This window comes from Streptomyces sp. NPDC093097 (assembly GCF_044754325.1).
GTDB lineage: Bacteria > Actinomycetota > Actinomycetes > Streptomycetales > Streptomycetaceae > Streptomyces.
This window is the reverse complement of record NZ_JBIVOW010000013.1, coordinates 224,040-249,375: the sequence shown is the minus strand read 5'-3', so window position 1 is coordinate 249,375 and position 25,336 is coordinate 224,040. Positions and strand designations below refer to the sequence as shown.

Here is a 25,336-nt window from a genome sequence, read left to right as displayed (position 1 = left end):
GCGGCCTGGATCAACAAGCCGGCACCAGACGGCCCACTGATCCCGGCACAGCGTTAGGACGATCTACCTGCCTTGATCGCTTTGACAGGTTCCGCAGTGTTCACAGCGTGACGAAGGAAGGTCCGCACACCGACCAGGACGTTCTCGATCCTGGCGCCACCGCGCTGAGGCTTCATCCCCGGACCGGTCATCACCATCGCGGAGCCGACGGCCGGCGGCGCGACGCCTGTCAGCTCCGTAGAGGCGTAGCGCAGCCAGGTCATGAACAGGGACAGGTCCGCTGCGGCAGTCGTCCAGGCCCGTCCAGTACGTGCACACCACCGGAGGTACAGGGCCACCGCACCGGCGTACGCCTTCGTGGTCAACTCAGCCTGTGCTCGTCCGAACCGGACGTGCCGCAGGAACGCATCCGCCTCCGGAACAACCGCCATCTGACCGTCCAGCACCGTCCAGTACCGCTCGCCGGACGGCAACTTCACCGGGAACGCCTTCACTCGTGGTCCTCCGCTCGCTCGTGGGCAACATGTCGCAACGACCGCATCACCCCCTGAGATGCGGCCTCCGGCGGCAAGTCACCCGCAAGAGATGCCACAAGGCGCTACACCTAAAGAACCCTGGAGAAACCAGCGCCAGGTCCCGCACTTGTCCGGTTCCCGCAGCTCCGGCTGCCCCTGCCAGCGCCGGACACGGAAGACGAACTGCATGCGGTGCCGGGTGCCCGGCTCGTCGCCGAGGTGCACGACATGAACGAGTTCGGCGTCCTCGGGGGAGGAACCGGGCCGGGCCCGTCACAGTCCCGGCCCGGCAGCTGATGCGCCGACCTGGCGGTGGTCGGTGATGGCGTCCGCCGCCATGTCCGTGGACCGCAGTCGAATGGTGGCCTTTCCGCTGATGAGCGTGGGATGGCGGGAGCATGAGCCACCATCGCGAGATCAGGCCGCTCACCCTGTTGAAGAGCGGGCGGTGACCGGGCGCAACGGCGTCGCTGAACTCCGGCACAGGGTCCTGCGACCCAGTTGTGGTCCTCCCGCGAACGTCCGCTGCTGCGGCTCGGGCTCTGCCCGACCACCGCGGCTTCATGGCAGCACAGGGGCGTGCATCGTCGGTGGCCTGCTCCCGACCGTCAGGCGGCTGATCAGGGCAGATGGAGAACTGGGACGGGAGTATCTAGGGTCAGCGCGTGGCTTTCATCATGGTGTGCGAAGACGACGCGGCGGTTCGCAGCATCCTTAAGCGTGCCCTGGAGCACGACGGCCATACCATCTCCGTCGCCGCCACGGCCGAGAGCATGCTGCGGCAGCTCGAACGGGCACCTCAGCTGGTCGTCCTGGATCTTGGGCTCCCGGACGCCGACGGGCGCGATGTCTGCCTGGCCCTTCGGGCGCGTGGCGTCGACGCGCCGGTGTTGATGCTCACCGCCTTGGACGGCCTGCATCACAAGGTGGGCGGCTTCGAGGCGGGCGCCGACGACTACATGACCAAACCCTTCGACGTCCCGGAGCTGCTGGTCCGGGTCCGTGCGCTGCTGCGCCGGGCCACCGTGGCGCCCGCACCGCGGGAGGTCGTGCTCGATCCGGCGAAGCACGTGGTGACCTACGGCTCGGTGAGCGAGAGTCTGACCCCGACGGAGTTCCGGCTGCTGGGCCGCCTCATCGCCTCGCAGGGTGACGTGGTCCGTCGCCACGCCCTCGTCGCTGCCGGCTGGCCGCACGGAGCGCACGTCAGCGACAACACCCTCGACTCCTTCGTGCGTCGGCTGCGGACCAAGCTCGGTCCGCTGGGTGTGGCCGAGCGTCTGGCGACCGTCCGCGGTGTGGGCTATCGATGGCAGTGACGGGGTTCCGCAGGAGGGTCGTCGCGCTCACTGTGCTGATCGCCACCGCCGTGGTGGCGATACTGGTCCTGGTCTCGCATGTGCTGCTGAGCCGGGTGACGGACGCCGACGCGCACGATCTGGCGCGTACCCGCGCCGAGGCGGTCGCGGCGAACGTCACCGCCGTGGGCGGCCGTGTCGTGCTGGCGGAGAACAGCAGCGAGGCGCTGGACGAGGTCGCCTGGGTGTATGCCGACGGCCGCCTGATCGACGGGAACGTACCGGCAAGTGTGGTCGAGCGCGTAGAGGCGCTGGCGGGCTCAGGGCGATCGCAGACAGCCACCGTCGGCAACTACCTCTTGTACGCGCGGGAGGTTCCGATCGACGGCCACCACGTCATGGTGATCGTCCGGGTGGACCTCACGCCCTACGAGACATCCGAGCAGCGCAGCCTGACCTTGTCTCTGATACTGGGCGGCCTCGCAATCCTCCTCGCCGGCGGTGTCGCGCACCTCGTGGTGCGCCGTGCGCTGCGGGTCGTGCACAAGATGGCCGCCCTCGCCGACGACTGGGGCCATCACGAACCCGGGCGGCGCTTCAACCTCGGAGTCCCCCGCGACGAGTTCGGGGAACTGGGGCGGACCCTGGACCACCTCTTGGCGCGCGTCGAGACCGCGCTGGCGGACGAGCGCCGGCTCACCGATGAGATCGCCCACGAGCTGCGGACACCGCTCACGGTCCTGCGGGGTGAGGCGCAGCTGGCGCAGCTGTCCGGCGAGCCGGTGGCGCCGGAGGCGGTGCTGAGCGAGGTCAACCGCCTCGATGCGGCGATCACGACGATTCTGCGCGCCGCGCGCGCACGAGCAGACGCCGGTACCCGGTGCGATCTGCGGTTCGCCGCATGGCAGGCAATCGCCGGCCGCGCGGTCGAGGTCGCCTTTCCCGTGAAGGTCGAGGCCGCGGTGGCGGCCGACGTCGCCGTGTCGGTGCTGTCGCCCCTGCTGGAGAACGGCCTGCGGCATGCGCGGTCGCGTGTGTGGATCACCGCGCGCATCCAAGGTGAGGTCATCGTGGTCGATGTCTTGGACGACGGCCCCGGGTTCGATCCCGCGGAGGTCGACCGGGTCTTCGAAGCGGGTGTGACCGGCGGCGACGGGCACGGCCTGGGGTTGCCGGTGGTCCGGCGCATCGCCGCCTCGGCCGGTGTGGAGGTCCGCGCGATCGCGGACGGCCGCGGTCACGTCGAGGTGACGCTCCCGGCTGCGCGGGCGGCCACGTAGTCAGGTTGCGTGCAGGTTCCCCGCGCAAACCTCCCTGCATGACAACGACAACCGAAGCACGCACCCGCAGCGGGCGGCTCATGCTCAATAAGGTCCCCGAGGTCACCGTCTGGTTCTGGGCGATCAAGGTCCTGTGCACGACGGTCGGGGAGAGCTTCGCCGACTGGATCAACACCCAGCTGGGCGTCGGCCTGGTGAACACGGCCTGGATCTTCACCGCGGTCCTAGTGGTGGTCCTGGGCGTCCAGCTGCGGCTGAAGCGGTACGCCCCGTTTCCCTACTGGCTGACCGTGGTCGTTGTCAGCGTCACGGGCACCTTGTACACCGACATCCTGACCGACCAGCTGAACGTGCAGCTGTGGATCAGTTCCGCAGTCTTCTCGGTGCTGCTCGTGGTGGTCTTCGGCGTGTGGTGGCTGCGTGAGCGCACGCTGTCGATCCACTCGGTCAGCACGCTCTCGCGGGAGTCGTTCTACTGGCTGACCGTCCTGGTCACCTTCGCGCTCGGCACGGCGACCGGCGACTGGACTCTGGAGCTCACCGGCTGGAGCCCGGGCGTCTCGGTGCTGCTGCCGCTCGGCCTGATCGCGGCGATCACAGCGCTGTGGAGGTCCGGCGCGAACCCGGTGCTGTCCTTCTGGCTCGCCTACATCCTGACCCGCCCGCTGGGCGCGAACATCGGCGACTGGCTCGCCTCCCCCAAGGTCGCCCAGAACCCGGGTGACCCGACCGGTCTCGCGCTGGGCACGTTCACCACCAGTCTGATCTTCCTCGGCCTGATCCTGGCGACGGTCGTCTACCTGACGGTGACGCGCTCGGATGTGACCGAGACCCGCGAGGCGACCCACAGCTCACAGGCCACCGGCAACCCACGCAAGGAGCGCATCGCACTGGCCGGATTCGGAGTGCTGGCCGTCGCCACCGCAGCCCTGCTGGTCTGGGCCCACGGTCAGCCGCACGTCGGCCCGGCGCCGGAAACCGACACCACCTCCGCCGTCCAGCTGCCTCCCGGCCAGGCGGTGAAGAACTTCCCGCCCGCGAAGGTCAGCGCGCTGCGGACCCTCGCATCGACCTCGCTCAAGGACGCACGCTCGGGGGACGCGGCCGGGGCCCACGCGGCCGCCCAGTCGCTGCGTGACCTGTGGGATGCCGACCAGGCCTCGCTCCAGCCGCTGGACAACACCGGCTGGACCTCCATCGACGCCCAGATGGACAAAGTGCTCAAGACCTTCGGCATCGACCACCCGGACCCCCCGATGCCGCCAGCGCAGCAGGAGAGCGAACTGAACGCCCTCCTGGCGGACCTGGGCTGACAGACCGCACAACGCGGGCCAGCCCACAGACGCACTCAGCGTGCCGGGCTGCGCCGAGAACCGCGCCGCCTCGGCACACGCCGGCGAGCCACGGACAGCGCAGGCGGCCGGGGCCGCCTGTGGCAGCCCGGGCATCCGCAGACTCCCGTGGGGCGGTCGAAGCCGGCGTCAACGGTTTCGGCCGCCCCTCTGTTGCCCCGGGCTGGTCAGTTGTGGTGGCGGCGGATGCGCCAGAAACAGGCGCCGGTGACCACTCAGCCCCGGGCCCTGCACGCCTACCTCGGCTGAACCCGAACACGGCGTTCCCCGGCAGCCAAAACCCCCTTCGACCAGCAGCCGAACCTTAAGGCACCACGCCTGATGCCGAGCCGGTAACAGCCCTGAGTTCCCGCTGAAGAACTCTCAACCATTTCAAATTCAAGAGCGTCGACGCCTCAAGGTATTGGCACTACGAGATGCTGTCCGTCGCCCAGCGCGTGCACCGCTCCGGACCGAGGGCCCGTTCAACGGCGGCGCCACGGCAGCCGCCGGCGCACCTGTGCCGATCGGCGCCCCAGCGACCGGCCATTCCTCGGCGGTGTCAGTGCTGTTGGCGAAACCCGTCGGTACCGCCTGGACGTACGGGTGACCTCGGGGTGACTTGCTCGTTGTGCCCCGGAGGGCACCTGAGAGGGGAGCTGTGCATGGCCTGGATTTGCCCACTGTGCAGTAGCCCGAACGCAATTGCCTACATGGTGACACCGCCAGGTGGTCTTCATGCGCAGCCGTGCATGGAGTGCCAGCGGAGCGTTTCCACCGCGCACGCCCCGCTGGCGGAGCTGACGGCCTCCGCGCCCTGCGGCATCGACGGCTGTTCCGGAACGGTGGTCGACCTGTTTCATTACGGAGCATGGGCACAGCTCCTCAAGGTGAGCGAAGGGCGCTGTACGGTGTGCGGCCAGCGCAAGCTGCGAGAGGTGGCACGGAGCGCGAGGGGCAGCCGTCACCGTTCGGTACCCGATCCGAGGACGCGTCTGCCCTCGTGAAACGACATCGATCTGAGGGGTAGCGATGACTCCTGCCTGTCCCACCTGCGGGCAGCCGATGAAGCTCAACCAGGCGTCTGGGAACGTGCCCGCCGGCTACTGGTGGCTCTGCTGCGGCAACGCCACCAGGCGGTCTGAGGGCGAGTACGAGATGCCTCTCGATCACCCACTACGACTCATGGGGATTGCGCGATGAGCCTTGGACGTCACAGCGGGATGCAGGAAGACGAGTCGGACGACAACCTGCAGAAAGAGGGCACGGGAACGCACCGTGCCCCGAAGGACGACGACGCCCCCGAATAGACCGCTTCCGACAGCTGGATCCGGGCCGCGGTGAAGATACCGCGGCCCGGCTGGCTTTCTTCTCGGAGACACGGCCTCGTACCCGCCTGCGCCTCCCCGGCCGCGTCCGCAGGGATCGCCAGGCGCGGCGCCATGGCCGACTCGGTGGCCGTCCGGCGCTCAGCCGGACGGGGTGGGGCGAGGGAAGACGGGGCGGGAGGTCTGTGCGTACTGGGCGGCCTGCAACTCGTAGAGCGTGCGGTAGTGCCCGCCGTCCAGAACCATGAGATCAGCGTGCGAACCGCGTTCCACGACGCGACCGTGATCGAGCACGTAGATCAGATCAGCGCTCGCGGTCGCGGCCAGGCGATGGGTGATCAGCACCACCGTCGTCCCGTCATCGGCCAGTGAACGCAGTGCCTGGAAAGCCTCGATCTCTGCCCGCGGGTCCAGCGCCGAGGTCGGCTCGTCGACGATCACGAGCGGTGCCTGCCGATACCGGGCCCGAGCACTGCCGATGCGCTGCCACTGTCCGCCGGAGAGCTGCGTGCTGCGCTCGAAGCCGCTGACGATGATGCTGTCCCACCCGTCCGGCAGCGATTCGACCACACTCAATGCGTCGGCCTCACGGGCGGCCCGCTCGATCCGATCCTGGACCAGGTCGGTGTCGGGTCGCCCGATGTGGATGTTGGCGCGGGCGGTCATCGGCCAGCGGGGGAAGTCCTGGCAGAGCAGCGCCACTTTGTCGAAGACGGCGTCCCGGTCCGCCTCGCGCACCTCGACACCGTTGACGAACACCTCTCCCTCGGTGGGCAGATACAGTCCGGCCAGGACCTTGGACAGTGTCGTCTTGCCGGATCCGTTCTCCCCGACCAGTGCCACCACCTTCCCCGAGGGGATCGTCAACGAGACGTCTGTCAGGGCGAGTTGCTCCGCTCCCGGATAGGAGAACGACACCTTCTCGCAGTGGACCTCAACGGGTCCTTGGGGAATCGGGAGGCCGCCGGTGGGGATGGCGTTCCGCTCGGCCAGAGCGTAGGCGTTCTCCAGATCGGCCAGATACATCGACTCCTCGTAGAGCCGGTTCATGCTCATCACCAGGCTGCTGAGTCCCTGGCTGGAGTTCCGTACGGCGACCACGGCGGTGCCGGCCGCGGCCAGCGGGATGCTGCCGAACCACAACAGCGCCCACAACGCCCCGTAGGAGACGAGCGAAGCCGTCCCGGACATCGCCGCAGCCACCAGGTCCGTACCGGCCTCGGCATAGGCCAGGCGCTGCTTCTCCCGCGCCGTGGTGGCAGCCATGTCCTCGTAGGCCCCCGCCAGCAGTTCACCGGCACGATGGGCCTTGACCTCCGGGCCCGCGTCCGGCCGGGACAACTGATAGGTGACCATGTCGGTGGCCCGTACATGGTCGAGCCAGGCGCTGCGGGAGGCGTAGTTCCGGCGGACGACGGCGACCGCACCCCACGCCCTGGGGGCCGCGATCAGCAGCAACGCGAGCACGAGCACGGGGTGCAGGAGCAGCAGCACCGCGGCGGCCGCCACCAGTCCGATGAAGACGTTGACGACCTGGATCGACGAGCCCAGCATCGTTCGGATCGAACGGATGCCGTACCGGCCGGCGTCCAGGGCCCGTTGGGACTTCTTGTCCACCAGCGTCGCCAGCTCGACCCGGGCCAGCCCGCGGTAGTACCGGGCTGTGCAGGCCCGCTCGATCTTCGGCTCCAGGCGACCGGATGCCGCCACGCTCACCGCGGACAACACCGACGACAGCGCCGCCACCGCGGCCGCGGCGACCAGGGCGGGAGCCGCTCCCAGCAGCCGGTCGGCGGTGGCGCCGGCCGAGAAGATCGCGATCAGGATCTGGTTGGTCGCCACGAGCGTGAAGGCCCGCATCAGCCCGATTCCCAACTCCGCGGCGAGCAGCACCAGAAACGCCCGCCGGTCCTCTCGCCAGGCGGACCGCGCGACGCTGCCCATCATCGCCGGGAACTGCCGGGCCATCTTCCAAAACGACAGCCGCAGCAGCGGGTTCTCGTACTGCGCCCATGCCTTGTCATGCCGTAGTACGCCGCTGAACAGCAGCTTTTCGCTCTCGGAGAGTGCTGGTTGCTGGGCCGTCCCGCGCCGGAGGAACGCCATCATGCCCCCCAACGCAGATGCGGACGTGCGGAGTGGAAGGAGCCCGAGGCGCGGCGCGCGTGCGAGGCGCTGAAATCCGGGGTGCTGAGGGGTGTTGGGCAGGCGGGAGGAGGAGCGGGCGTGGTCACTGACGGCCTCCCAAAGGCGGGGTTCGGGGTGTCGAGGCGTTCAACGAGAGAGGCGGCGTTTTGAACGCAGGTGTTTCGGACGTGGCGCGAACCCCGCCGTAGCCGCCCAGCGGTACCTGTCACCGGGCGGTCCTTGAGGAGCCGTAGTCGCAGGCAGGGACGGGGAGTTGAATCGTGCTGGCGAAATCCGTTCCGGGCAGCGGTTCAGGCCGGGCCGGAGGGACGGACGCCGAGGAGGGCGGCAAGCGTGGCCGCGGCGGTTTCGGGGTCGGCGACATGCACCGTATGGATGCCGAGTGACTCCGCCGGCGGAAGGTTGGCCAGGTGGTCATCCGCGAACACGCACTCGGCCCCGGCAAGGCCCATGCGATCGAGAGTGCGCTGGTAGATCGCCGGCTCGGGTTTGGCTATGCCTTCGAGCTCGCTGATCACCGTGACGTCGAAGAGGTCGCGCACCCCGATGTGGGCGTACGGGTCGTACGGGTCCAGGCCGAAGCTGTTGGAGAGCATCGCCACGACGTACCCGGCCGAGCGGGCCGCCTTCGCCAGAGCGATCATCCCCGCGGCGGGCCGCACGCCGGCCCAGACCCGGCCCATCAAATTCTCATCGTCGTCCAGACCGAGCAGGGCCGCGGTACGCCGGTTGAACTCGGGCTGGCTCATCTCGCCCACCTCCAGCGCCCGATAGTGGGCCTGAGCCTCAGGGTGCGTGCCGAGCGTGGCACGCCATGCGTGCGGGGCCAGTCCGGTCGCGGCACACCATGCCTCATGGGCTTGGTACACGCCTTGGGTGAGCACTCCCGCGAAGTCGAGGATCAGCCCCTTGTAGGGGATGCGGTCAGTGCCGGCAGTGCTTGGGGACATGCTGAGGTGTCCTTACGTCGTAGGTGGGTTGGTTCCGGTCGCTCGACGGCTCGGCACTGTTCTTGATCAACGCCGGCCCTCGCGATGACGGCCGATGAAGAACACTGCCCACAGACTCGTGCATGCGCACATTCCCCGGGTGATATCGCCGTCGTGATTCCCGGGGGCAGGGCAGTGGCGCGGCACGCGACCGAACTCCCGTGGGGCATACGGCTGGTGACGCCACCATCGAGAGCTGCCAGTGGCCGCGTAGGGCTGTCATGTCATACGCGCCGCCGCGACGACCCTGGCCAGAAACCCCGGCCTTCTTCAGGCCGAGGCACATGTCGAGACAAGACCTCGGATAGGCACCTCGCCGGTCTCCACCTCGGCGCCACGATGATCTGGATCAAGGGCCTCAGACGAGGCGCCAATTGATCACAACCAGATGTGCGCCCTGGGCACTCCGGAAATGGCTCTCCGTATCTGTCGCGTCACCGACGCAGGCGGAGAGAGCGGCACCACAGCGCCGGGTCGACATGTCACTTTGTGTTAGCCTCAAATGTTTGGACGGCCGTGACGGCTGGCGACTGCGTCCGTGCGGTTCCCCTCGTTCGTCGGCTGTTCGTTCCTGCCGGGCCTCCCTCGGTACGTTCTCCACGCGGAAGGCTCGTCATGAACCACCCGGATCGCCTCGGCACCTCGCACGGCGACGTCGCTCGGCCCGTGCCCCTCAACCCGTCGGCGTCCCCGATCACCTTCGCCGACATGGAACTTCCGGCCGAGGTGCTGCGAAAGCTCACCGAGCTCGGCGTGCGTGAGCCTTTCCCGATCCAGGCAGCCACGCTGCCCAACGCCCTCGCGGGACGCGACGTCCTCGGGCGCGGGCGCACGGGATCGGGCAAGACCCTCGCCTTCGGTCTGCCGCTGCTCGCACGGACGGCCGGGCGGCGCGCGGAGTCGAAGCAGCCTCTCGCCCTGATCCTGGTGCCTACCCGGGAGCTGGCCCAACAGGTAACCGAGGCGCTCGCGCCGTATGCCGACGCGCTCCGGCTGAGGATGGCCACGGTCGTCGGCGGTATGTCGATCGGCCGGCAGACCGCTGCGCTGCGCGACGGGGCCGAGGTCGTCGTCGCCACGCCTGGCCGCCTGCACGACCTCATCGAGCGCAAGGCCTGCCGCCTGGGACGGGTACGGATCACCGTCCTCGACGAGGCCGATCAGATGTGCGACATGGGCTTCCTGCCGCAGGTCACCGAGGTGCTCGACCAGGTGCACCACGACGGCCAGCGGATGCTGTTCTCGGCCACCCTGGACCGCGACGTCGAGCAGCTGGTCAGCCGCTACCTCCACGACCCGGTCGTCCACTCGGTCGACGCGTCCGCGGGCGCGGTCACGACGATGGACCACCATGTGCTGGTCGTCCACGGCCCCGACCGGTACGCCGTCACCACGGAGATCGCCGCCCGCGACGGCCGCGTACTGCTGTTCCTGGACACCAAGCACGCCGTCGACCAGCTCACCCGGCATCTGCGGGCCAGCGGAGTGCACGCGTCGGCCCTGCACAGCGGCAAGTCCCAGCCGCAGCGCACACGGACCCTTGCACAGTTCAAGAACGGCCAGGTCACCGCCCTGGTGGCGACCAATGTCGCAGCCCGTGGTCTGCACGTCGACGACCTCGATCTCGTGGTGAACGTCGACCCGCCCACCGACCCCAAGGACTATGTGCACCGTGCGGGCCGCACTGCCCGGGCCGGAGAGTCCGGCAGCGTCGTCACGCTGGTGCCGTCGGGCCAGCGCCGGGAGCTGACCCGGCTGATAGCCGAGGCCGGCTTCGAGCCGACGATCACCAAGGTGCGCTCGGGCGAGGCGGAGCTGAGCCGGATCACCGGGGCCAAGGCCCCCTCCGGCATCCCGCTCGACGGCGGGCCCGCCGCACCCCGTCCCAAGAACACCAACGCCCCCTTCCGCGGCCTGGGCACCAGCAAGGACACCTCCCGCAGCACCGGCGGCAAGTCCCGCAAGGCAAACGAGGCCCGCAAGCTCGCCGAGGCCCGCAAGGCAGCCCGCGTGCGACGCGGCAACTGAGGGCCGCTGCCCCGACAGCCGCAGATTCCTGATCGCATGCTCGGGAGCCTCCGGCCCGTTGGCGCAGGTGTTTCCGCACCCGTCGTTCGTGGCGCAGAGCAGCTTGCCGGACGGTCTTGTAGCCGTGCCCGTCCAGCAGCCGCCGGGCCCGCTCGGTGACCTCGGGGTCGATGCCAACCGTCGTGGCCTCGCCCCCCATCACCGACCAGCTCAGCCAGGCAGGCGTAGGCGGCGTTCAGGCCGCCGGAACCAAACTCCAACACCCGTGTATCCGGGCGCACTTGGGCCTGCTCCGGCATCATGGCCTGGATCTGCGGAGCCGAGACACTGCTGTGCTCTTTTCACGAGAACCGGGGCCTCGTGAACAAAACCAGGCCGTTGCTGTTCGCCGTCATTCGATCGAGGCGTTTGACGGTGAACGCAGTCGATCAGGCTTCCTGGTCAGCGAACCTGGTCGCTCTTCGGCCCGATGCCTTTGACCCTGGTCGGAGTTCCGTCCGGGACGAATGCGTGGTGGAAGGTGAAGGCATGCGGTGCGGAGCCGTGGTCGCGGAGATGCTCCAGCCTGGAAACCCCGTCCTGCCAGGTGGGGATGACGCCATCGGATACCCACCAGAACGCGTAATTGGGGTGTTCTGTCCTCTCGAACCAGTCGTAACGCCTGTTCAGCGCCTCACGGTGCAGACCGGTGTAGATGGCGTCGAAGGCGGGGCGCAGGTCGGTCCAGAGTGAGAGGGTCGCGGCCAGGGCGGTGGTTTCCACCGTACGGCCCTTGTCGTACCAGGTCGGTACGGCGAACTCTCCCCATGCACCCCAGTCCAAGTCGAAGTGCGAGCCCCGGTCACCGGCTGGCGCTTCCGCATGCGCGAGGTATCCGGGGTGCTGACTGATCTTCCGGTAGACGGTCTCACCGATGTCGTAGAACTCGCGCGTGAGAGGTGTGGGATCGGCGAGAGGTGACTTCAGGACGCCGAATGTGTACAGAGCAAGATGGGGCATGCGTCTCTCCATGGTTGGGGGCGCCTGGTGTGGACCCGGTTCGGTGGCTTACGCATGGGGGCGAGGGTTCGTGGGTCGTGACCGACTCATCCCGTCGCGGGCGGCTCGGTCCGAAGTAACTCCTGTGCGACCGTGGGCGATCGCCGTAGACCAGGTGAAGGTAGCGGCTTCTGCGGGCCATGTCGAAGTTGCGTTTTTCCTGTCCAAATGGCTTCCTACGCCGATCAATTGCGGGGGCTGGGGCGGTGGCGCTGCCTGCCGCCGTGGAAGTCCGCCTCGGCCCGGCACATGCCGAGAAGCAGCATCGACAACCCCGCTCAAGCCGATGTGCCGGGGCGACGCCGGCGGCGTTGTCGGCGTCGACCGGGTTGGATGACGGAGCGACTGGGTTCAGAAGCTGTCTCCCAACCGAACGTGATCGTTTGATCCTTGCTGGTCGAGCATGGTTGCGCTCGGGGTGAGGGAGGGATGCGGCGTCTTGTGTCTGCTTGATGGTCGAGGGGTGTGCGGTGGTGTCGACGACCTCGACGTGTTCGAGGGCCTCGTGAAGGCCGTCGGCGGAGTATGTGCGGATGATCCGCTGCGGCCCGCCCTGGTCCGGCTTGGCGCAGCCGGAGGTGGAGGCGAGCGCTGCCGGCTGACGGAGGTGATCGGCGGCGTGCCGCGCCAGGTCCATCACTCCGGCGTCGACCAGGGTGCCGTCGGGGTGGGTGTCGCTGTGGCGGCGGCCGTCAGCGCCGACGTATGGGGGTCACGTGTACTCCTTCGCCGGGTGCCCCGGGCCGGAGGTATGCCGACCTGCGGTGCGGGCTTCCTCGTCGACAAGCAGGTCCACAGCGCGGTACAGGGCCTTGATGAGTCGGCCAAGGTTCTGCGCTCGCAACACGGCCTGCTGCTGGGTGATCGGTGGCGGAAGAGGGAGTCGCCGGCCGGCTTCGCCGAGCGCGGCCCGTGCCCGGACGGCGATATGCGGGTGGGCAGGGGAGTTGTGGAGTAGGGCGCGTAATTGGCCTGCGATCAGACGTCCATGCGCCGTGAACTTCCCAAGCGTGTCGTGGGCTTCGTCCCGGCTCGGGGCGGGAAGTTCCTGCGGGCCCCAGGCGAGCACCGCCTCGACGAGTAACAGGATCTCGGCCTTGCCGGCGGCAAGGGTAGTCAGCGCAGCCACGCGGTCACCTGCTCCGCCGTGAGGATCTGGAACTGCCACGCGCGTTTCATGGCGTGCGGACGATTCCTGGCTCGCAGACTCACCAGCAGGTTGCGGCTGTCGCGACGGATGACGGTGAGGGGCCGCTTCAACTCGACAGCCATCTCAGGAATCGTCAACTCACGGGCGACGAGCGGCACCAGGTCACTCTGTTCCGGCGGAAGTTGCAAGGTCTCGGGATTCAACAGCTGTGGCTGGGGGATGGCCGTGGTGGCGTAGCCGACGGCGACCGCGGCGGCGGCCTCCCTCACGCCGTGCAGCTTCCTCTTGGCCACCTTCAGGTAGCCGTAGGCAGTGCCTTTCTGGATCCCGAGACGGCCAGCGACCATGGCGAGCGTATGGCCCTCCGCCAGGCCCTCAACGACCTGACGCTCCCTGGGCGCGAGCAGGACCTTCACGACGGTCGTGGTCATTGCTCGGCCCCTTGCCCGTCCACCCGCAGGAGCGCCCACACTCGCTTGCCGATGGACTTCTTCTCGACGCCCCAATCTGCGGAGATCTCGGACAGCACCCTCAGCCCCCGCCCCGTCTCGGTCTCCGTATCGGGCCGGCGCCGCACCGGGCCGCGGGACGACGGGTCGCCTACCGTGATCCGTACCGCACTGTGCTCCGGCCGTTCTACGGTCAGGCGGCAGCAGATCGGCTCGTCCTCCGGCAACCGGATCGGCGTCGCGTGGCGCAGGGCGTTGGTGACCAATTCCGACGCAACAAGCACCGCGTCATCGATCAACGCGTCCAGGCACCAGCACGCGAGCGTGGTCCGTACGGAAGCGCGAGCCAGCCCCACTGCCTGCGGGATCAGGGGCAGGGTCTGCGTGTAGCCCGGGATCGTGCGGGTGAGGGGGCGCAAGGGCCGCGCGGCGGAGGGGAACGGGGTGGCCGTCGTCACCGGATCCCTCCCGTCTGGTTCGGTGTCGTCATCAGCGCGTCTCCAGGGGGACTGCGGTCTCGTCGTGGGGAGCGAATCCGTGGGGAAGGCGGGAGCGAGGGTTGCCCAGCGCCCGGTAGCAGCGACGCGTCCCGAGGAAGGCGGTGCGGGCGTGGAGCCAGCGGTAGTTGTCCAGCAGGTAGCCCTCGCCGGCATGGAGCTCCACCGGTCGACTGAGGCTCCGCGTAGCCGCGCTCCCAAGCCCAGGTACAGCCCGTCTCCCTCGCCGCTCCATTCGTCGGGATCGCCGTGCGAAAGGTGCCCGGTCTCCGGAGCCCGCGACGGGCGGATGGGGCATCGTTGGCAGCACCAACTCGCCTGCTGGTGCCGCCCCGTCAGGGAACGGTGATGTGCTGGTCATGGCCCCCATCGCACCGTGAGATGGTGTCCCCTACCAGGGGAATCCAGAGGGGGAAAAATCTGTCAAGGGGGGAAACCCAGGGGGAATTGAGGCCATGATTGGGTCCCACCCACCGACAGAGGCCACATTCATGCCAGACCCGTTCGCCGAACTACTCCTCCGGATCCGGAAGGACGCCGGCCGGACGCAGGAGGAGCAGGCAGCTGCAATCAACGATGTCTCCGGCCGGTACACCCTGACCCGCCGGGAGGTCAGCCGCTATGAGAATTTTGAGAACATCCCTACGAACCACACTCTCAGGCACATTGCGGTGGCCTGCGGCATCCCTTACGAAGAACTAAAGCGGGAGGCCAAGGCCGCTCGTGCCCGGCGGAGGGAGGAGAACGGCCGTGAAGAGGAGGATCTGGACGCCGTGAAGCGCCGCACGCTACTGGGAGGCACCATCGTCGGCGTGAGCGCAGCTGCCGAGCCTTGGGGTCGGCTCGCCTTCGCTCTTAGCAAAGACTCCAAAATCGATACATCCGCTGCTGCTGCGCTCATCGATCGAGCTGCTGATCTGCACGTCCAGGAACTGAACCTCAGCGCCCACCGCTTACAGAGAATGGTGGAGTCGCATCTTGACACGATCACCGCGGCGTTGCCTCGCGCCGGCGAACACGAGCAGGCCCTCACCATCGCGGCCGGGGAGACGGCCGCTCTTGCCGGATGGGTGGCCTGGGACCTTGGCGAGCTCGACAAAGCTGATGTCTACTACAAGGTCACGTCGCAGTGCGCGGCGATGGCTGGGCATCCTCCGCTCCGAGCGTTGGCCCTGACCTATGCCAGTTACGGGGCTACGACGCCGGGGGAGAAGCTGGCGTTTCTGTCCCAGGCTGCCCAGGATGTGCGGGGCCACGGGAACGCCACTGCCGCCGCCTGGGTCCTCGGCAGGCATGCGGAGGAAGCTGCGTCGCTAGGCGACGAGACGGGGGCGCTGCGTGCACTGGAGCGGGCGCGCTTCGCGTACGACTTCGCGGATCACACCAGCGAGCAGGCGTGGGTCCGATTCGTAACCCCATATCGCATGGATTCGTTGGCCCTTTCTGTGTACGGGCAGTTGGGACGTCCCGAACTTGTCACCACAGCTGACTCTGCGTTCGAACGCCTCGGGGAGGGGCTACCGGATGGCGGCGTTGTCGTTCTCGGCGATCTCGCCTCAGCCCTGTTGCGAGGAGGTGACGCCGACCAGGGCGTCTACGTGGCACGCCAGTTCACTGCTGCGACACAGGCCAAGCCCAACACGATGGGCAAGGAGCGTGCCGCGAAGATTGCTGCGTGGCTTCCTGACAGTGAACGGGAACTCGCACGTCACCTACGGCAGTTCGCGTCCTGAGCCAATCCCTGCGTTGCGTATGCGGACAGGCTCAGGACACTAATGCGGTCGTTCGTCAGCCCTTGGCTGTCTCCTCAACGACCCACGACAGATAAGCCTCTGACCCGCCGGTCACGGGCAGCGTGATCCACTCGGGGACGTCATACGAGTGCTTCTCGGCCACCCACGCCTCCAGCTCCGGGAGCTGCTCAGTGGTCGTCTTGTACGAGATCCGCCACTCCTGAGCGGTCTCGATCTCGTTCTTCCACCAGTAGACGGCGGTGAACGGCGCGTCGATGTGCGCGCACGCTGCCAACTTACTCTCGACCGCACCTCGCGCCAGCGCCTTTGCCTGGTCCTCGTCGTCGATGGTCGTCTGCGCAATCACGATGTCGGTCATGCCTCTTCCTCCCCAGCTAGGTGTACCTCGACCTTATCCAGCCGTCCGAGCGACGCTGGAAGCGCGTTACCAGAAGTGACGGATGGGCCGAAAGCCGATGCTCGCCGCTGCTTGAGACGTGTCGTGTCGCACTGCTGCTCGTTTGAATGGGCATGGCGGTGAATACCGTATGAAGGGGAATCGGCACCCGAAACCCGACGTCGAAGCCGCGCTGCGACGTGCGGAAAGGGCTGGCCTGAAGGTGACACGAGACCAGAACGGGCACAGATGGGGCTACGTGATCTGTTGTCCGTGCAAAGCCAGCACGAAGGTCTGGTCCACTCCGGCTAGCCCGGGGACGGAGGGAAGGAAGATCGATGAGTTCGCCCGCAAGCACGGCAACTGTGCGTGAATGGACGTTCGTTCTGCACCCGGTGCAGCGTCCGACCGAGGAGGTGTCTGACCGTTTCGATCACGCGCCCGCCCTCGCCGGAGGGGAAATCGGGTGGGAGGAAGACGCTGATGGCGTGCGGTTTCCGTGCGCGGTGCGGGCCGAGCACCTGGAGGAGGCCGTCACGTGGGCCACAAGGCAACTGGATGATCTCGGCGTCCCTATTGCGAGCATGGAAATGTCTTCGCCGTTCGTTGGCTGATTCTGGTGAACCCCGTGGTGGTCGAGCGCTCGGGGTCTACTCAGCGGTGAAGAGCGGCTTCGTAGAGGTCCTGCAAAACGAAAGGGTCGGCAGCATGCTGCCGACCCTTTCGCCGGTCCGCGGCGTGCGGCATGGGCAGGCTGGCCAGCACCTGCCGCAGCCGGGGCACGTCGGCGTTCCCGTTGCTCAGCGCGTCGTACATGGCGCCGTGCCCGTGCCGGTGCTCGGCCACCAGCGCCAGGTCCACCGGCGCTCTCACCGGCCCGTCCGCGCACAGCAACGCGTCGGTGAGCTCGAACAGCTCGTCCCCGCGCGCGGTCAGGCAGTCGAATAAGTCGTCCCGGAAGCGTGACGCCACGGCGAACGCTTCCCCTGGAAGAGCATCAGGCAGCAGACTCGACCCTCACGGTCTTCGATGTGGTCACGTGCGTCCTTGGTCGGAGCACATGACCACATCGAAGGCCGCTTCCGCATCCGGCAAATGTCCGTCCGGGCGGTCGAGTTCGGGTCGGTGTTCGAGGCTGGCCATGGGCATCGGTCCTACGTAGAGCGAGGGGCCGGTTCGGGGCGCAGGTATCGGCCCCAGATCTGGGCCTTACGGTATGGCCCGGCCCCGTTGCAGTCGTGTTGCGGGGCGTCAAAGGTGACCCAGTACGCCAACTCGCCGTCGTGTGCGCGTGGGTGCTCCACAGGCTCGGGGGCGCCCATCGCGTCAATCGTCCCCCGGAACTCGTTCTGCCACGGCCCGCCCCACTCCGGATCACGGACCACGGTGACCCGGCTGCCTGTGGGCAACGCCTCCGCGGGCCACTCCTGAAGCAGGGAACAGCCCCTGATGAGTTCGACAGCCCGCCGGTCACGCGAGGTCGATGAGGCGGAAGAGGAGGAAACGGTCACGCACCCCAGCTTCCCTGCATTGCTTTCTCATCGCCACAGGTTAATGAACAAGCTCAGTGACGAAGGACAGTTGCGGTGACTTGCCTGGGCGGGCTCATGGGACGGCCTGTCCATCGGGGCGGTGGACGGGCCGGGGAGTGGTTGGGCGGGAGGGATCGGGACTTCTGTGCCGGTTCGGCGATGCGGGCTTCGAAGCCGGCAACGCGCCGGACCTGGAAGCGCAGGTTCGGGCGGGCGGCCTTGAGTCGCTGGTCGAGGGTGCGGACTCATCATCCGTCGGCCGTGGGTTCGAGCCTCGTCAGGCGCCGCGTCGGTCTCCGGTCCTCGACGGCTTGCTCGACCGGGCTCGCCGGACGGTCCTTGGCAACCGACCCGGGAGGCGGCGCCCACTGGCGGCTCAGCCTCGGCAGCACGTCCTCGAAGCCGACAGGGATAAGACAGAGAATCGACTTCCGGCCGCAGCTCGCGGCCCGCTCCTGCGAGCTCGCATATGGGGCGGCTGCGTTCGGTGCTTCCTGGACTGACGGGGCTCTTGGGAGCCACCCCTATGGGGTGACATCGCAGGTGCCGTTGTCACGGATGTTGAGCCGAAACCGCCAGCGTAAAAGCCTGGTGCTCGGTGTCCGCGTCCCTGACGGGGGCGGCCCGGGGCCCAGGGATTCATGGGGAGCGGTGTGGCCCCTGACGTAGGAGCAGGTGGCTCCCAACGCGGCGCCGGGTGCGGGCCCTTCGACAGGGTGGAGCCGGGTGCACCCTGTGCCCCGGAGCCGTCGAGGTTGGCTTGGAACAGGTGGATTCTCCACCCCATGGGCCCGATCCTGCCCTAAGCAGAGTCTTCGAGCTCCGAACGACAACCACGCTTTTACGTTTCCGGAGGCAAGGCTGAACGAGGAAACAATGCGTTGTGACGGCCGGTCGGCAAGGAGTTCCCTCGACAGCAACGAAGAGGGGCCCGGAGGCGACACAGGTGAGTGCTACGACGCGGTGGTGCTGGCGGGAGGGCGCGGCCGGCGTCTGGGCGGAGCGGACAAGCCGATGGTGTCCGTTGGCGGTATGTCGCTGCTCGATCGGGCAATCGAGGCATGTGTCGGGGCGGGGAGGACGATTGTGGTGGGCCCGCACCGGGCCACCGCCCACCAGGTACATCACGTGCGCGAGGGGCCTTCGCACGCCGGGCCGCTCGCGGCGCTGGCTGCGGGAATGCGCTGGGTACGCGCGCCGTTCGTGGTGGTCCTGGCGGCGGATCTTCCCTTCGTGCGGCAGGAAATGGTCACGGAGTTGCTGCGTCAGGCGGCCGGTTCTGCGATCGAGGGCGCCGTCATGCTGGAGACACAAGGCCGGGACAATCCGTTGTTCGCCGCCTATCGGACCGCAGCCGTGCGACGGGGCCTTGCGCTGACCCTCGCTCGGCACGGACTGTTGGCGGGACTGCCTATCCGTGTACTGACTCGTTCTCTTGCCCTGCGGCAGGTGCCTGATGTCGGCGGGGTGTCATTCGACTGCGACACCTGGGAAGCGGTAGCTCTTGCCCGGGCCTGCCTGAAGTCGCAAGCCGGTTGACCGGTCTTCGCGCACGAATTTTTCCCGACCCACACCAATCTGGTTGCGAGGCACAGTTGGCAACAAGGGAAGATCTGGCGTGTCAAGAGATCATCGGCCGCTACCAGTTCAACGGAGCGGGTGTCAGCGCGATGCCCCAGCTCCTCGAAGCCCTCGGTGACCCGGGACGCGACCTCCGGGGCATGACCGTCGTCGGCACCAACGGGAAGGGGTCGACTTGCGCGTTCGCCGTCTCCGCGTTGGCCGCGGCCGGGATGCGCATCGGAAGCATGCCCAGCCCGCACCTGCAGCACGTCACCGAACGCATCCGCATCAACGGGCAGCCAGTCTCTTCGCTTGCGTGTCACCGCGCCTTCGCAAAGGTTGACGACGCCCTCAGGGGTACCGGCCTTGTGGTCAATGCAGGAGGGGTGCACGCGGCCGCGGCAGCGGTTCATTTTGCCCGCTCGGGAGTGGACTTGGCCGTCATGGAGGCGAGCATCGGCGGCCGGCGCACCGCGGTCAACTACTTCGACCCCGGCGTAAAAGTCATTACCGGAGTGGGACTGGATCACCAGCATCTGCTGGGAAGCACCCTGGGCGAGATCGCACGGAACAAGGCGGGCATTGTGCGAGACAGCGATCATGTCGTGCTCGGTGAGTTTCCGGCGGAGGCGGCCAAGGCCGTCGACGAAGTCCTCTGCCAGCACACGGAGTTGACCGTCTGGCGCCTCCACTGGGAAATCCGCTGCCGGCCACGCACGGCCCGAGACGGACATACCGTGCTGGAAGTATCCACCCCACATGCCGTCCATCGGGAATTGCCCTGTCCGCTCCGCGGAGAACACCAGCACCACAATCTGGCTCTTGCCGTAGCCGGCATCGACGCGCTGGCCGAACGAGGACTGGTCTGCGATATCCCGGATGAGGCTCTGCGCGGCGGCCTGGCCGCGACCCGCTGGGCCGGCCGCCTCGAACTCCTGGCCCCGGCCCACCTCGGCTCGTGGACCGGCCGCCTCCTGCTCGACATTGCCGCCAACCACCAGGCTGCCGCCACCGTGGCCCCGGAAATCCTGAGGCAGTCTCGCGCCGCTGAGCACACCGCCATCGTCTTCGGCACCCTCGGGTACAAGAATGTGGCGACCATGCTCGAGCCGCTGCCGGCTGACTGGCCGGTGGTACTGACCCGGGTCGGGCACCCCAACGAAGCGGCCCCGGACGCGATGCGCACCGCCCTGGCGTCACGCCCAGAACTGCACGTACGGGAGGAGACCACTGACGCCGTCCACCACGCCACGGAACTCGTCGGGGACGGCGGCCTCGTCACCGTGCTGGGAACCCCCCTACTGGTCGGTCGTGTCCGTGAGCTCTTCCAGCTCCCACCCGGCTGATCAAGCACGGGGAAAGGCCGTGTAACCGCTGCCGGCCCCTCACCGGCCGGATCGTCAACGTGCCATGGGGCCCTGGCGCATGTGCCATGACTGCGGCACGTTGGAAGGGGAGCCCGGTGCACGGCGGGGGAGCGCTGGCAGGCCCGTCCGAGGGGTGTGCCTGCACGGGGGTGCGAGAGCGTTCAGCCATCGGTGCGGAGGAGTCGGCCCGCGCCGAGTGGATGGCCGAAGGAGTCTCAGTGATGGCCCAAAAAGTCTCAGCAAAGACGATGAAAACGGACGTCACGGTGAGGGAGGAGAGCCCGTTCCGCTTCCGTATCGAGCAGCAGGGTGCCATGCGCGTGCCTGGCGTCGTCTTCGCCAGTCGTGAGCTGCTGCCCCAGGTGGTCGGGGACCAGGCACTGGAACAGGTGGTGAACGTGGCGACACTGCCTGGCATCGTCCGCGCCTCCTACGCCATGCCCGACGTGCACTGGGGGTACGGCTTTCCCATCGGTGGGGTCGCCGCCACAGACGTCGAGGCGGGCGGTGTCGTCTCACCGGGCGGCGTCGGGTTCGACATCTCCTGCGGTGTCCGACTGCTGGCCGCCGGCATGGAGCGGGCCGAGTTGGCGCCGCACCTGAAGAGGCTCATGGACATCCTGGGGGACACCACCCCGCGAGGCGCGGGACGCGGGGGACTGTGGAAGCTGTCCGGACGTGCGCAGATGCAGAAGCTGCTGGTCGGCGGTGCCCGGTACGCCGTCGAAAGCGGCCATGGTGTTCCCCGCGATCTGGACCGCTGCGAGGACCGCGGGGCACTGGCAGAAGCCGACCCGGAGCAGGTCGGTCAGCGTGCCGTGGAACGCGGGCTCCACCAGGTGGGCAGCCTGGGCTCGGGCAACCATTTCCTGGAAGTCCAGGCAGTGGACGAGGTGTACGACACCAGGACCGCGGCCGCCTTCGGCCTGCGCGGCGGCCAGGTCTGCGTCATGATCCACTGCGGTTCACGTGGCCTCGGGCACCAGGTGTGCACCGATCATGTGCGGGTCATGGACCACTCACTGCGGACCTACGGCATCGACATCCCGGACCGGCAACTGGCCTGTGCGCCCGTGGTCTCTCCCGCAGGCCGCGACTACCTCGGGGCGATGGCCGCAGCCGCCAACTACGGCCGCGCCAACCGGCAACTGCTCACCCAGGCCACACGTCATGCATTCGCCACTGCGATCGGCGTGGACGTGGACCTGGTGTACGACGTCTCCCACAACATGGCCAAGATCGAGCACCATGAGGTGGACGGCGTGCGGCGCCTGCTCTGCGTCCACCGCAAGGGCGCCACCCTCGCCCTTCCCCCTGGCCACCCCGGCCTGTCAGGGGACCTCTCCCAGGCCGGCCAGCCCGTCCTCGTTCCCGGCACCATGGGCACCGCCTCCTACGTCATGGTCGGCACGCCCGGCAACGACGCGTTCTTCTCCGCCTGCCACGGCGCGGGCCGGGTGTGGAGCCGCCACCGGGCGCTGCGCGAAGTTCGCGGCGAGGACCTGGGGAACGCACTCGCGGCGCGCGGAATCGCCGTCAGGCCCGCCACCTGGCGCGGCCTCGCGGAGGAGGCCCCCGACGCCTACAAGGACATCGACGCGGTCGCCGCCGCCACCGAAGGGGCCGGCCTGGCCCGGCGGGTCGCCCGGCTGATCCCGCTCGGCGTCGTCAAGGGTTGACCTCGGGGGTGGTCGGCGCAGGCACGGGTGTCCCGGTTGAGCAGGCGCCCCTCTTGGAACGCGTCAAGGCACGCGCGCTCACACGTCGAGCGTGACCGAGCACCGCCAACCATCCGGTCCGGGGCCGCACACCAGCCCGTGCAAGGTGACCGCTTTCGGCGCGGCCCCCGTCACCGGAAGCGACCCGATGTCCGCCATGCGCAGCCGGGCCCGCAGACCACCGGGGACGGCGGCCAGTTCCGCCTTGACCGGAACCTCGTCGTGGGCGTCGAGCCAGTAGACGACCTCGTCCAACAGGGCCACCAGCAGGTCCTCGTCATGGTCCGCCCGCACCACGACCTCCCGCAGGCGCACCTCCACCGCGTCCGCGAGATCCAGGAAGGACTCGCAGACACCGCGTACCGCCTGCGCCAGGCACTCCTCACGAGACGGGCCCCAGGCCTCGACCCGCAGATCCGCGGTGTGCGGAACGCTGCGGTACCCGCCGGGCCGCGCTCGCACCGCTGCAACCCGTCGGTCAATCGGTGCCTGCCTCTTGGGACACGACCACCAGTGGTCCTGGGGCGAAGTGGGTGAGGGCGCGACTGGTGGAGCCGAGCAGCAATCCGCGGAAGCCGCCCAGCCCCCGCGAACCGACCACCAGACAGCGGGCCGCGGCGGCCGACAGGGCCAGTTGCGAGGCCGGGTGCCCGATCACGACCTCCTGGCGCGCCGACACCTGGGGGTACTTCTCACCCCATCCGGCGAGCGCTTCCGAGACGTCGATGAGGGATTCCTGGATGTCGGCCGGCCAGTCCCCGTGCCGCGGGCGCCGTACCTGCACCGCAACCAGGTCCGCCTCGCTCAGGGCTGCCTCCTCGAACGCGAAGGCCACGGCGGGGGACGAGGCCGCCGAGCCGTCCACCCCCACCATGACGGGCCCGAGCGGGTCGAACCGGGCGGCATCCGCCGGCACCAACACGACCGGACAGGGCGGCTGGCCGACCAGGGCCCGGCCCATCGTGCTGAAGGTGACCGCGTCCAGCGGGCCGCTCACCTGGTGCGAACCGACCACCACCAGTGCGGCGTCCTCCGCGGCCTCCCGCAGGATGGCGGTGGGACTGCCGTCCTCCAGGCGGGTCGTGACATGCAGGCCGGGCACCCGCTCGACCGCGGCCGCCCTGTGCTTCTGCAACAAGGCCTGACCCGCGGACCGGAAACTCGAGGCCCAGGTCTCGGAGGGCGTGCCACGCTCTCCCCCGCGTGCGGTCCCGGCAGGCCACTCCTGGACGTGCACAAGACACAGCTCCCGGCCGCGTCGCGCCGCCGCTGCCGCGGCCCACTCCGTCGCCATGAGGGACGTGGCGGAACGCGAGACGCCTGCCACCACCGGACTCCGCGGATCACTGCCGCTCATGATGCCTCTCCTTCCGGAGGCGGTCCGGCCGCGCGACATGCCCGGCCTGGACCCCGTCTCCGTGTCCTCAAGCCTGGTGCGGGGTCCTCCGCCACCGGTAGGGCCGGGTGGCACCGGGCGGCGGCTGGAGGACCCGCCTGGCATGTGGCCCAGCAGCCCACAGACCCGGGGACACTGTGCCCTGCGGCATCGCGGACCGTCGCGCCTGGCATGAGGCCGCGCGGACGCGCGGGGCCGGGCGGCAGGTGCGCTGCAACGTGCACGCGCCGTTCGGCAGGCCGGATGCCCACCGACGACAGTGCCCCGCCGCGGCCGGCATCCGCGGCCGGACCACAGCACCCACGGTAATGCCGCGAGCCGCTCCGCGACGCGGCACCGATCCGCCCCGCCCCGAGGACCGCCGGCCCTCGCACCTCCCGCGAGAGCACCCGCGAGCCGGCGGGGAGCGGGCGCGGAGCGGCCGCCCGAGGTCTACTGAAGGGACGGGCGGCCCGAACGCCCCGCCCGGAGCGCCGCGGCTGCCCCACCCCGCCGCCGCATCGACCGACCTTTCGGCCCGGACCCTTCGACACCGACGAGCACGCCGAGGAGATGGCGATGGCGACCTCAGAGGACCCGCGTCGAGCGATCGTGGTGGGCGTTGCCCCTGACCCCGACAAGCGGTCGATGGCCCTGGCCTGGGCCGCGGACGAGGCGGCAGGCCGCCAGGTGCCGCTGCGCCTGGTCCATGCCGAGGGAGTGCCCACCAGCGGTTACCGCAACACGCCTGTGCGGCCTTCCTGGGAGGAGTGGAACCAGGCACTGCACGAGGCCGGCGAACGCGTCCTGGAGCATGCGGTGGGGTTCGTCGAGGACCGGCAGCCGCAGGTGGAGCTCTCCGCTCTGCTGGCCGAGGGCACACCGGAGTGGGTGCTTCGGGAGCAGGCCCGTGATGCCGCAGCGGTGGTGCTGGGCTCCCGCCACCTGGGCGTGGGCGAGGTTGAGTACAGCCCGGCGTCCGTCGCCCTGCCCGTCATGGCACACGCCCGCTGCCCCGTGGTCGTGGTCCCCGAACCGGAATACGCCACCCAGGACCCGCCGTTCGTCGTCGTCGGGGTCGACGGCAGCGCGCACTCCGAGGCCGCCGTCGACGTCGCCTTCCAACAGGCCGCCCTGCACGGCGCCATCCTGCAGGCCCTGTACGTACGGCGTCCGCCGCGGTTCGGGGAACGGAACGACGACGCCGCCGACCAGGAGGGGTACAGACTCCTGTCCGAGACCGTGGCCGGCCGTACGGCGAGCTACCCAGATGTGGCACTGCACCAGGAGGTCCTCGTCGGTCACCCGGTGGAAGCGCTCACCAGGGCATCGGCCCAGGCCCGGTGCCTGGTGGTGGGAACCCGCGGGCTCGGCGGCTTCACCGGCATGCTCCTGGGCTCCGTCAGCCAGGGCGTGCTTCCCCACGCAAAGTGCCCCGTCATCGCCGTACCGGAGCCCCCGAAGGACGGTTTCTGACAGCGCCGGACACGCCTCCACAGCCACGTCCGCCACGAGGTGCCGTGACGTCTCCGTTCCGAGTCGAACCCGCCTCCGGTGTCGCGTCGCGGAACGGCAGCACCGTGGCCGGCATGGAACCTGA

At 68.8% G+C, this 25,336-nt stretch carries 21 protein-coding genes and 2 pseudogenes; 10 read left to right on the top strand and 13 right to left on the bottom strand.

What is annotated here, in order from left to right:
* Window positions 1-53: 53 nt before the first annotated feature.
* Window positions 54-479, bottom strand: a complete 426-nt coding sequence (locus ACIQE0_RS23270) for a hypothetical protein (protein ID WP_402335316.1) — start codon at window positions 477-479, stop codon at window positions 54-56.
* Window positions 480-1,180: 701 nt separating this feature from the next.
* On the opposite strand from ACIQE0_RS23270, the gene ACIQE0_RS23265 reads away from it, so the two are divergent.
* Genes ACIQE0_RS23265 through ACIQE0_RS23255 form a run of 3 tightly spaced genes read left to right on the top strand, consistent with a single transcriptional unit; the run spans window position 1,181 to window position 4,406 of the window.
* Entirely contained in the window at window positions 1,181-1,834 is a 654-nt protein-coding gene (locus ACIQE0_RS23265) for a response regulator transcription factor (RefSeq protein ID WP_366329332.1), read from the top strand.
* Window positions 1,825-3,093 (top strand): sensor histidine kinase, encoded by a 1,269-nt coding sequence (locus ACIQE0_RS23260; protein WP_402335313.1) that lies wholly within the window; start codon window positions 1,825-1,827, stop codon window positions 3,091-3,093. The genes ACIQE0_RS23265 and ACIQE0_RS23260 overlap by 10 nt, the downstream gene beginning before the upstream one ends.
* A gap of 38 nt (window positions 3,094-3,131) precedes the next feature.
* Complete coding sequence (locus ACIQE0_RS23255) at window positions 3,132-4,406, top strand: hypothetical protein (RefSeq protein ID WP_402335311.1); 1,275 nt, start codon at window positions 3,132-3,134, stop codon at window positions 4,404-4,406.
* 1,487 nt (window positions 4,407-5,893) lie between these two features.
* Here ACIQE0_RS23255 and ACIQE0_RS23250 read toward each other — a convergent pair.
* Together ACIQE0_RS23250 and ACIQE0_RS23245 are read right to left on the bottom strand one after the other, a co-directional pair.
* On the bottom strand, window positions 5,894-7,861 hold the full coding sequence (locus ACIQE0_RS23250; protein WP_402335308.1) for an ABC transporter ATP-binding protein: 1,968 nt from the start codon (window positions 7,859-7,861) through the stop codon (window positions 5,894-5,896).
* 329 nt (window positions 7,862-8,190) lie between these two features.
* Complete coding sequence (locus tag ACIQE0_RS23245) at window positions 8,191-8,850, bottom strand: HAD family hydrolase (protein WP_402335305.1); 660 nt, start codon at window positions 8,848-8,850, stop codon at window positions 8,191-8,193.
* A gap of 654 nt (window positions 8,851-9,504) precedes the next feature.
* Between ACIQE0_RS23245 and ACIQE0_RS23240 the strand changes: the two genes are divergently transcribed.
* Window positions 9,505-10,917, top strand: coding sequence for a DEAD/DEAH box helicase (locus ACIQE0_RS23240; RefSeq protein ID WP_402335303.1), 1,413 nt, complete (start codon window positions 9,505-9,507; stop codon window positions 10,915-10,917).
* A gap of 106 nt (window positions 10,918-11,023) precedes the next feature.
* On the opposite strand, the pseudogene ACIQE0_RS23235 reads toward ACIQE0_RS23240, so the two are convergent.
* The 6 genes and pseudogenes from ACIQE0_RS23235 to ACIQE0_RS23210 form a co-directional block, all read right to left on the bottom strand.
* Window positions 11,024-11,249 (bottom strand): annotated as a pseudogene (locus ACIQE0_RS23235) (methyltransferase, FxLD system); the annotation flags it as partial.
* A gap of 109 nt (window positions 11,250-11,358) precedes the next feature.
* Entirely contained in the window at window positions 11,359-11,916 is a 558-nt protein-coding gene (locus tag ACIQE0_RS23230) for a DUF3291 domain-containing protein (RefSeq protein ID WP_402335301.1), read from the bottom strand.
* Window positions 11,917-12,667: 751 nt separating this feature from the next.
* Window positions 12,668-13,084, bottom strand: coding sequence for a DUF6415 family natural product biosynthesis protein (locus ACIQE0_RS23225; protein ID WP_402335298.1), 417 nt, complete (start codon window positions 13,082-13,084; stop codon window positions 12,668-12,670).
* The gene (locus ACIQE0_RS23220) at window positions 13,072-13,536 is read right to left on the bottom strand and encodes a hypothetical protein (RefSeq protein WP_402335296.1); all 465 of its coding nucleotides are present in this window, start codon (window positions 13,534-13,536) and stop codon (window positions 13,072-13,074) included. The genes ACIQE0_RS23225 and ACIQE0_RS23220 overlap by 13 nt, the downstream gene beginning before the upstream one ends.
* The gene (locus tag ACIQE0_RS23215; RefSeq protein ID WP_402335293.1) at window positions 13,533-14,012 is read right to left on the bottom strand and encodes an ATP-binding protein; all 480 of its coding nucleotides are present in this window, start codon (window positions 14,010-14,012) and stop codon (window positions 13,533-13,535) included. The genes ACIQE0_RS23220 and ACIQE0_RS23215 overlap by 4 nt, the downstream gene beginning before the upstream one ends.
* 31 nt (window positions 14,013-14,043) lie before the next feature.
* Window positions 14,044-14,217 (bottom strand): hypothetical protein, encoded by a 174-nt coding sequence (locus ACIQE0_RS23210; protein WP_402335290.1) that lies wholly within the window; start codon window positions 14,215-14,217, stop codon window positions 14,044-14,046.
* A gap of 325 nt (window positions 14,218-14,542) precedes the next feature.
* On the opposite strand from ACIQE0_RS23210, the gene ACIQE0_RS23205 reads away from it, so the two are divergent.
* The gene (locus tag ACIQE0_RS23205; RefSeq protein ID WP_402335287.1) at window positions 14,543-15,784 is read left to right on the top strand and encodes a helix-turn-helix transcriptional regulator; all 1,242 of its coding nucleotides are present in this window, start codon (window positions 14,543-14,545) and stop codon (window positions 15,782-15,784) included.
* 55 nt (window positions 15,785-15,839) lie between these two features.
* Here the strand turns inward: ACIQE0_RS23205 and cutA are convergent, their stop codons facing one another.
* Window positions 15,840-16,163: a divalent-cation tolerance protein CutA gene (gene cutA, locus ACIQE0_RS23200; RefSeq protein WP_402335284.1), complete on the bottom strand. Its 324-nt coding sequence runs from the start codon at window positions 16,161-16,163 to the stop codon at window positions 15,840-15,842.
* A gap of 356 nt (window positions 16,164-16,519) precedes the next feature.
* On the opposite strand from cutA, the gene ACIQE0_RS23195 reads away from it, so the two are divergent.
* Entirely contained in the window at window positions 16,520-16,795 is a 276-nt protein-coding gene (locus tag ACIQE0_RS23195; RefSeq protein WP_366329350.1) for a hypothetical protein, read from the top strand.
* Between the two features lie 109 nt (window positions 16,796-16,904).
* Here the strand turns inward: ACIQE0_RS23195 and ACIQE0_RS23190 are convergent.
* Window positions 16,905-17,189, bottom strand: a pseudogene (locus ACIQE0_RS23190) (transposase); the annotation flags it as partial.
* 1,487 nt (window positions 17,190-18,676) lie between these two features.
* Here ACIQE0_RS23190 and ACIQE0_RS23185 point away from each other — a divergent pair.
* From ACIQE0_RS23185 to ACIQE0_RS23175, 3 genes are all read left to right on the top strand, one after another.
* The gene (locus ACIQE0_RS23185) at window positions 18,677-19,252 is read left to right on the top strand and encodes a molybdenum cofactor guanylyltransferase (RefSeq protein ID WP_402335281.1); all 576 of its coding nucleotides are present in this window, start codon (window positions 18,677-18,679) and stop codon (window positions 19,250-19,252) included.
* 56 nt (window positions 19,253-19,308) lie between these two features.
* A complete protein-coding gene (locus ACIQE0_RS23180; protein WP_402335279.1) occupies window positions 19,309-20,622 on the top strand; it encodes a bifunctional folylpolyglutamate synthase/dihydrofolate synthase in 1,314 nt (437 codons plus the stop codon).
* A 242-nt stretch (window positions 20,623-20,864) separates the two neighbouring features.
* On the top strand, window positions 20,865-22,322 hold the full coding sequence (locus tag ACIQE0_RS23175) for an RtcB family protein (RefSeq protein WP_402335276.1): 1,458 nt from the start codon (window positions 20,865-20,867) through the stop codon (window positions 22,320-22,322).
* A gap of 78 nt (window positions 22,323-22,400) precedes the next feature.
* On the opposite strand, the gene ACIQE0_RS23170 is transcribed toward ACIQE0_RS23175, so the two are convergent.
* Together ACIQE0_RS23170 and ACIQE0_RS23165 are read right to left on the bottom strand one after the other, a co-directional pair.
* Window positions 22,401-22,823: an archease gene (locus ACIQE0_RS23170; protein ID WP_402335273.1), complete on the bottom strand. Its 423-nt coding sequence runs from the start codon at window positions 22,821-22,823 to the stop codon at window positions 22,401-22,403.
* 16 nt (window positions 22,824-22,839) lie between these two features.
* Window positions 22,840-23,718 carry a universal stress protein gene (locus ACIQE0_RS23165; RefSeq protein ID WP_402335270.1) on the bottom strand — a complete coding sequence of 293 codons (879 nt, stop codon included), beginning with the start codon at window positions 23,716-23,718 and terminating at the stop codon, window positions 22,840-22,842.
* 597 nt (window positions 23,719-24,315) lie between these two features.
* Here ACIQE0_RS23165 and ACIQE0_RS23160 point away from each other — a divergent pair.
* Window positions 24,316-25,212 (top strand): universal stress protein, encoded by an 897-nt coding sequence (locus ACIQE0_RS23160; protein WP_402335267.1) that lies wholly within the window; start codon window positions 24,316-24,318, stop codon window positions 25,210-25,212.
* The last annotated feature ends 124 nt before the right edge of the window (window positions 25,213-25,336 follow it).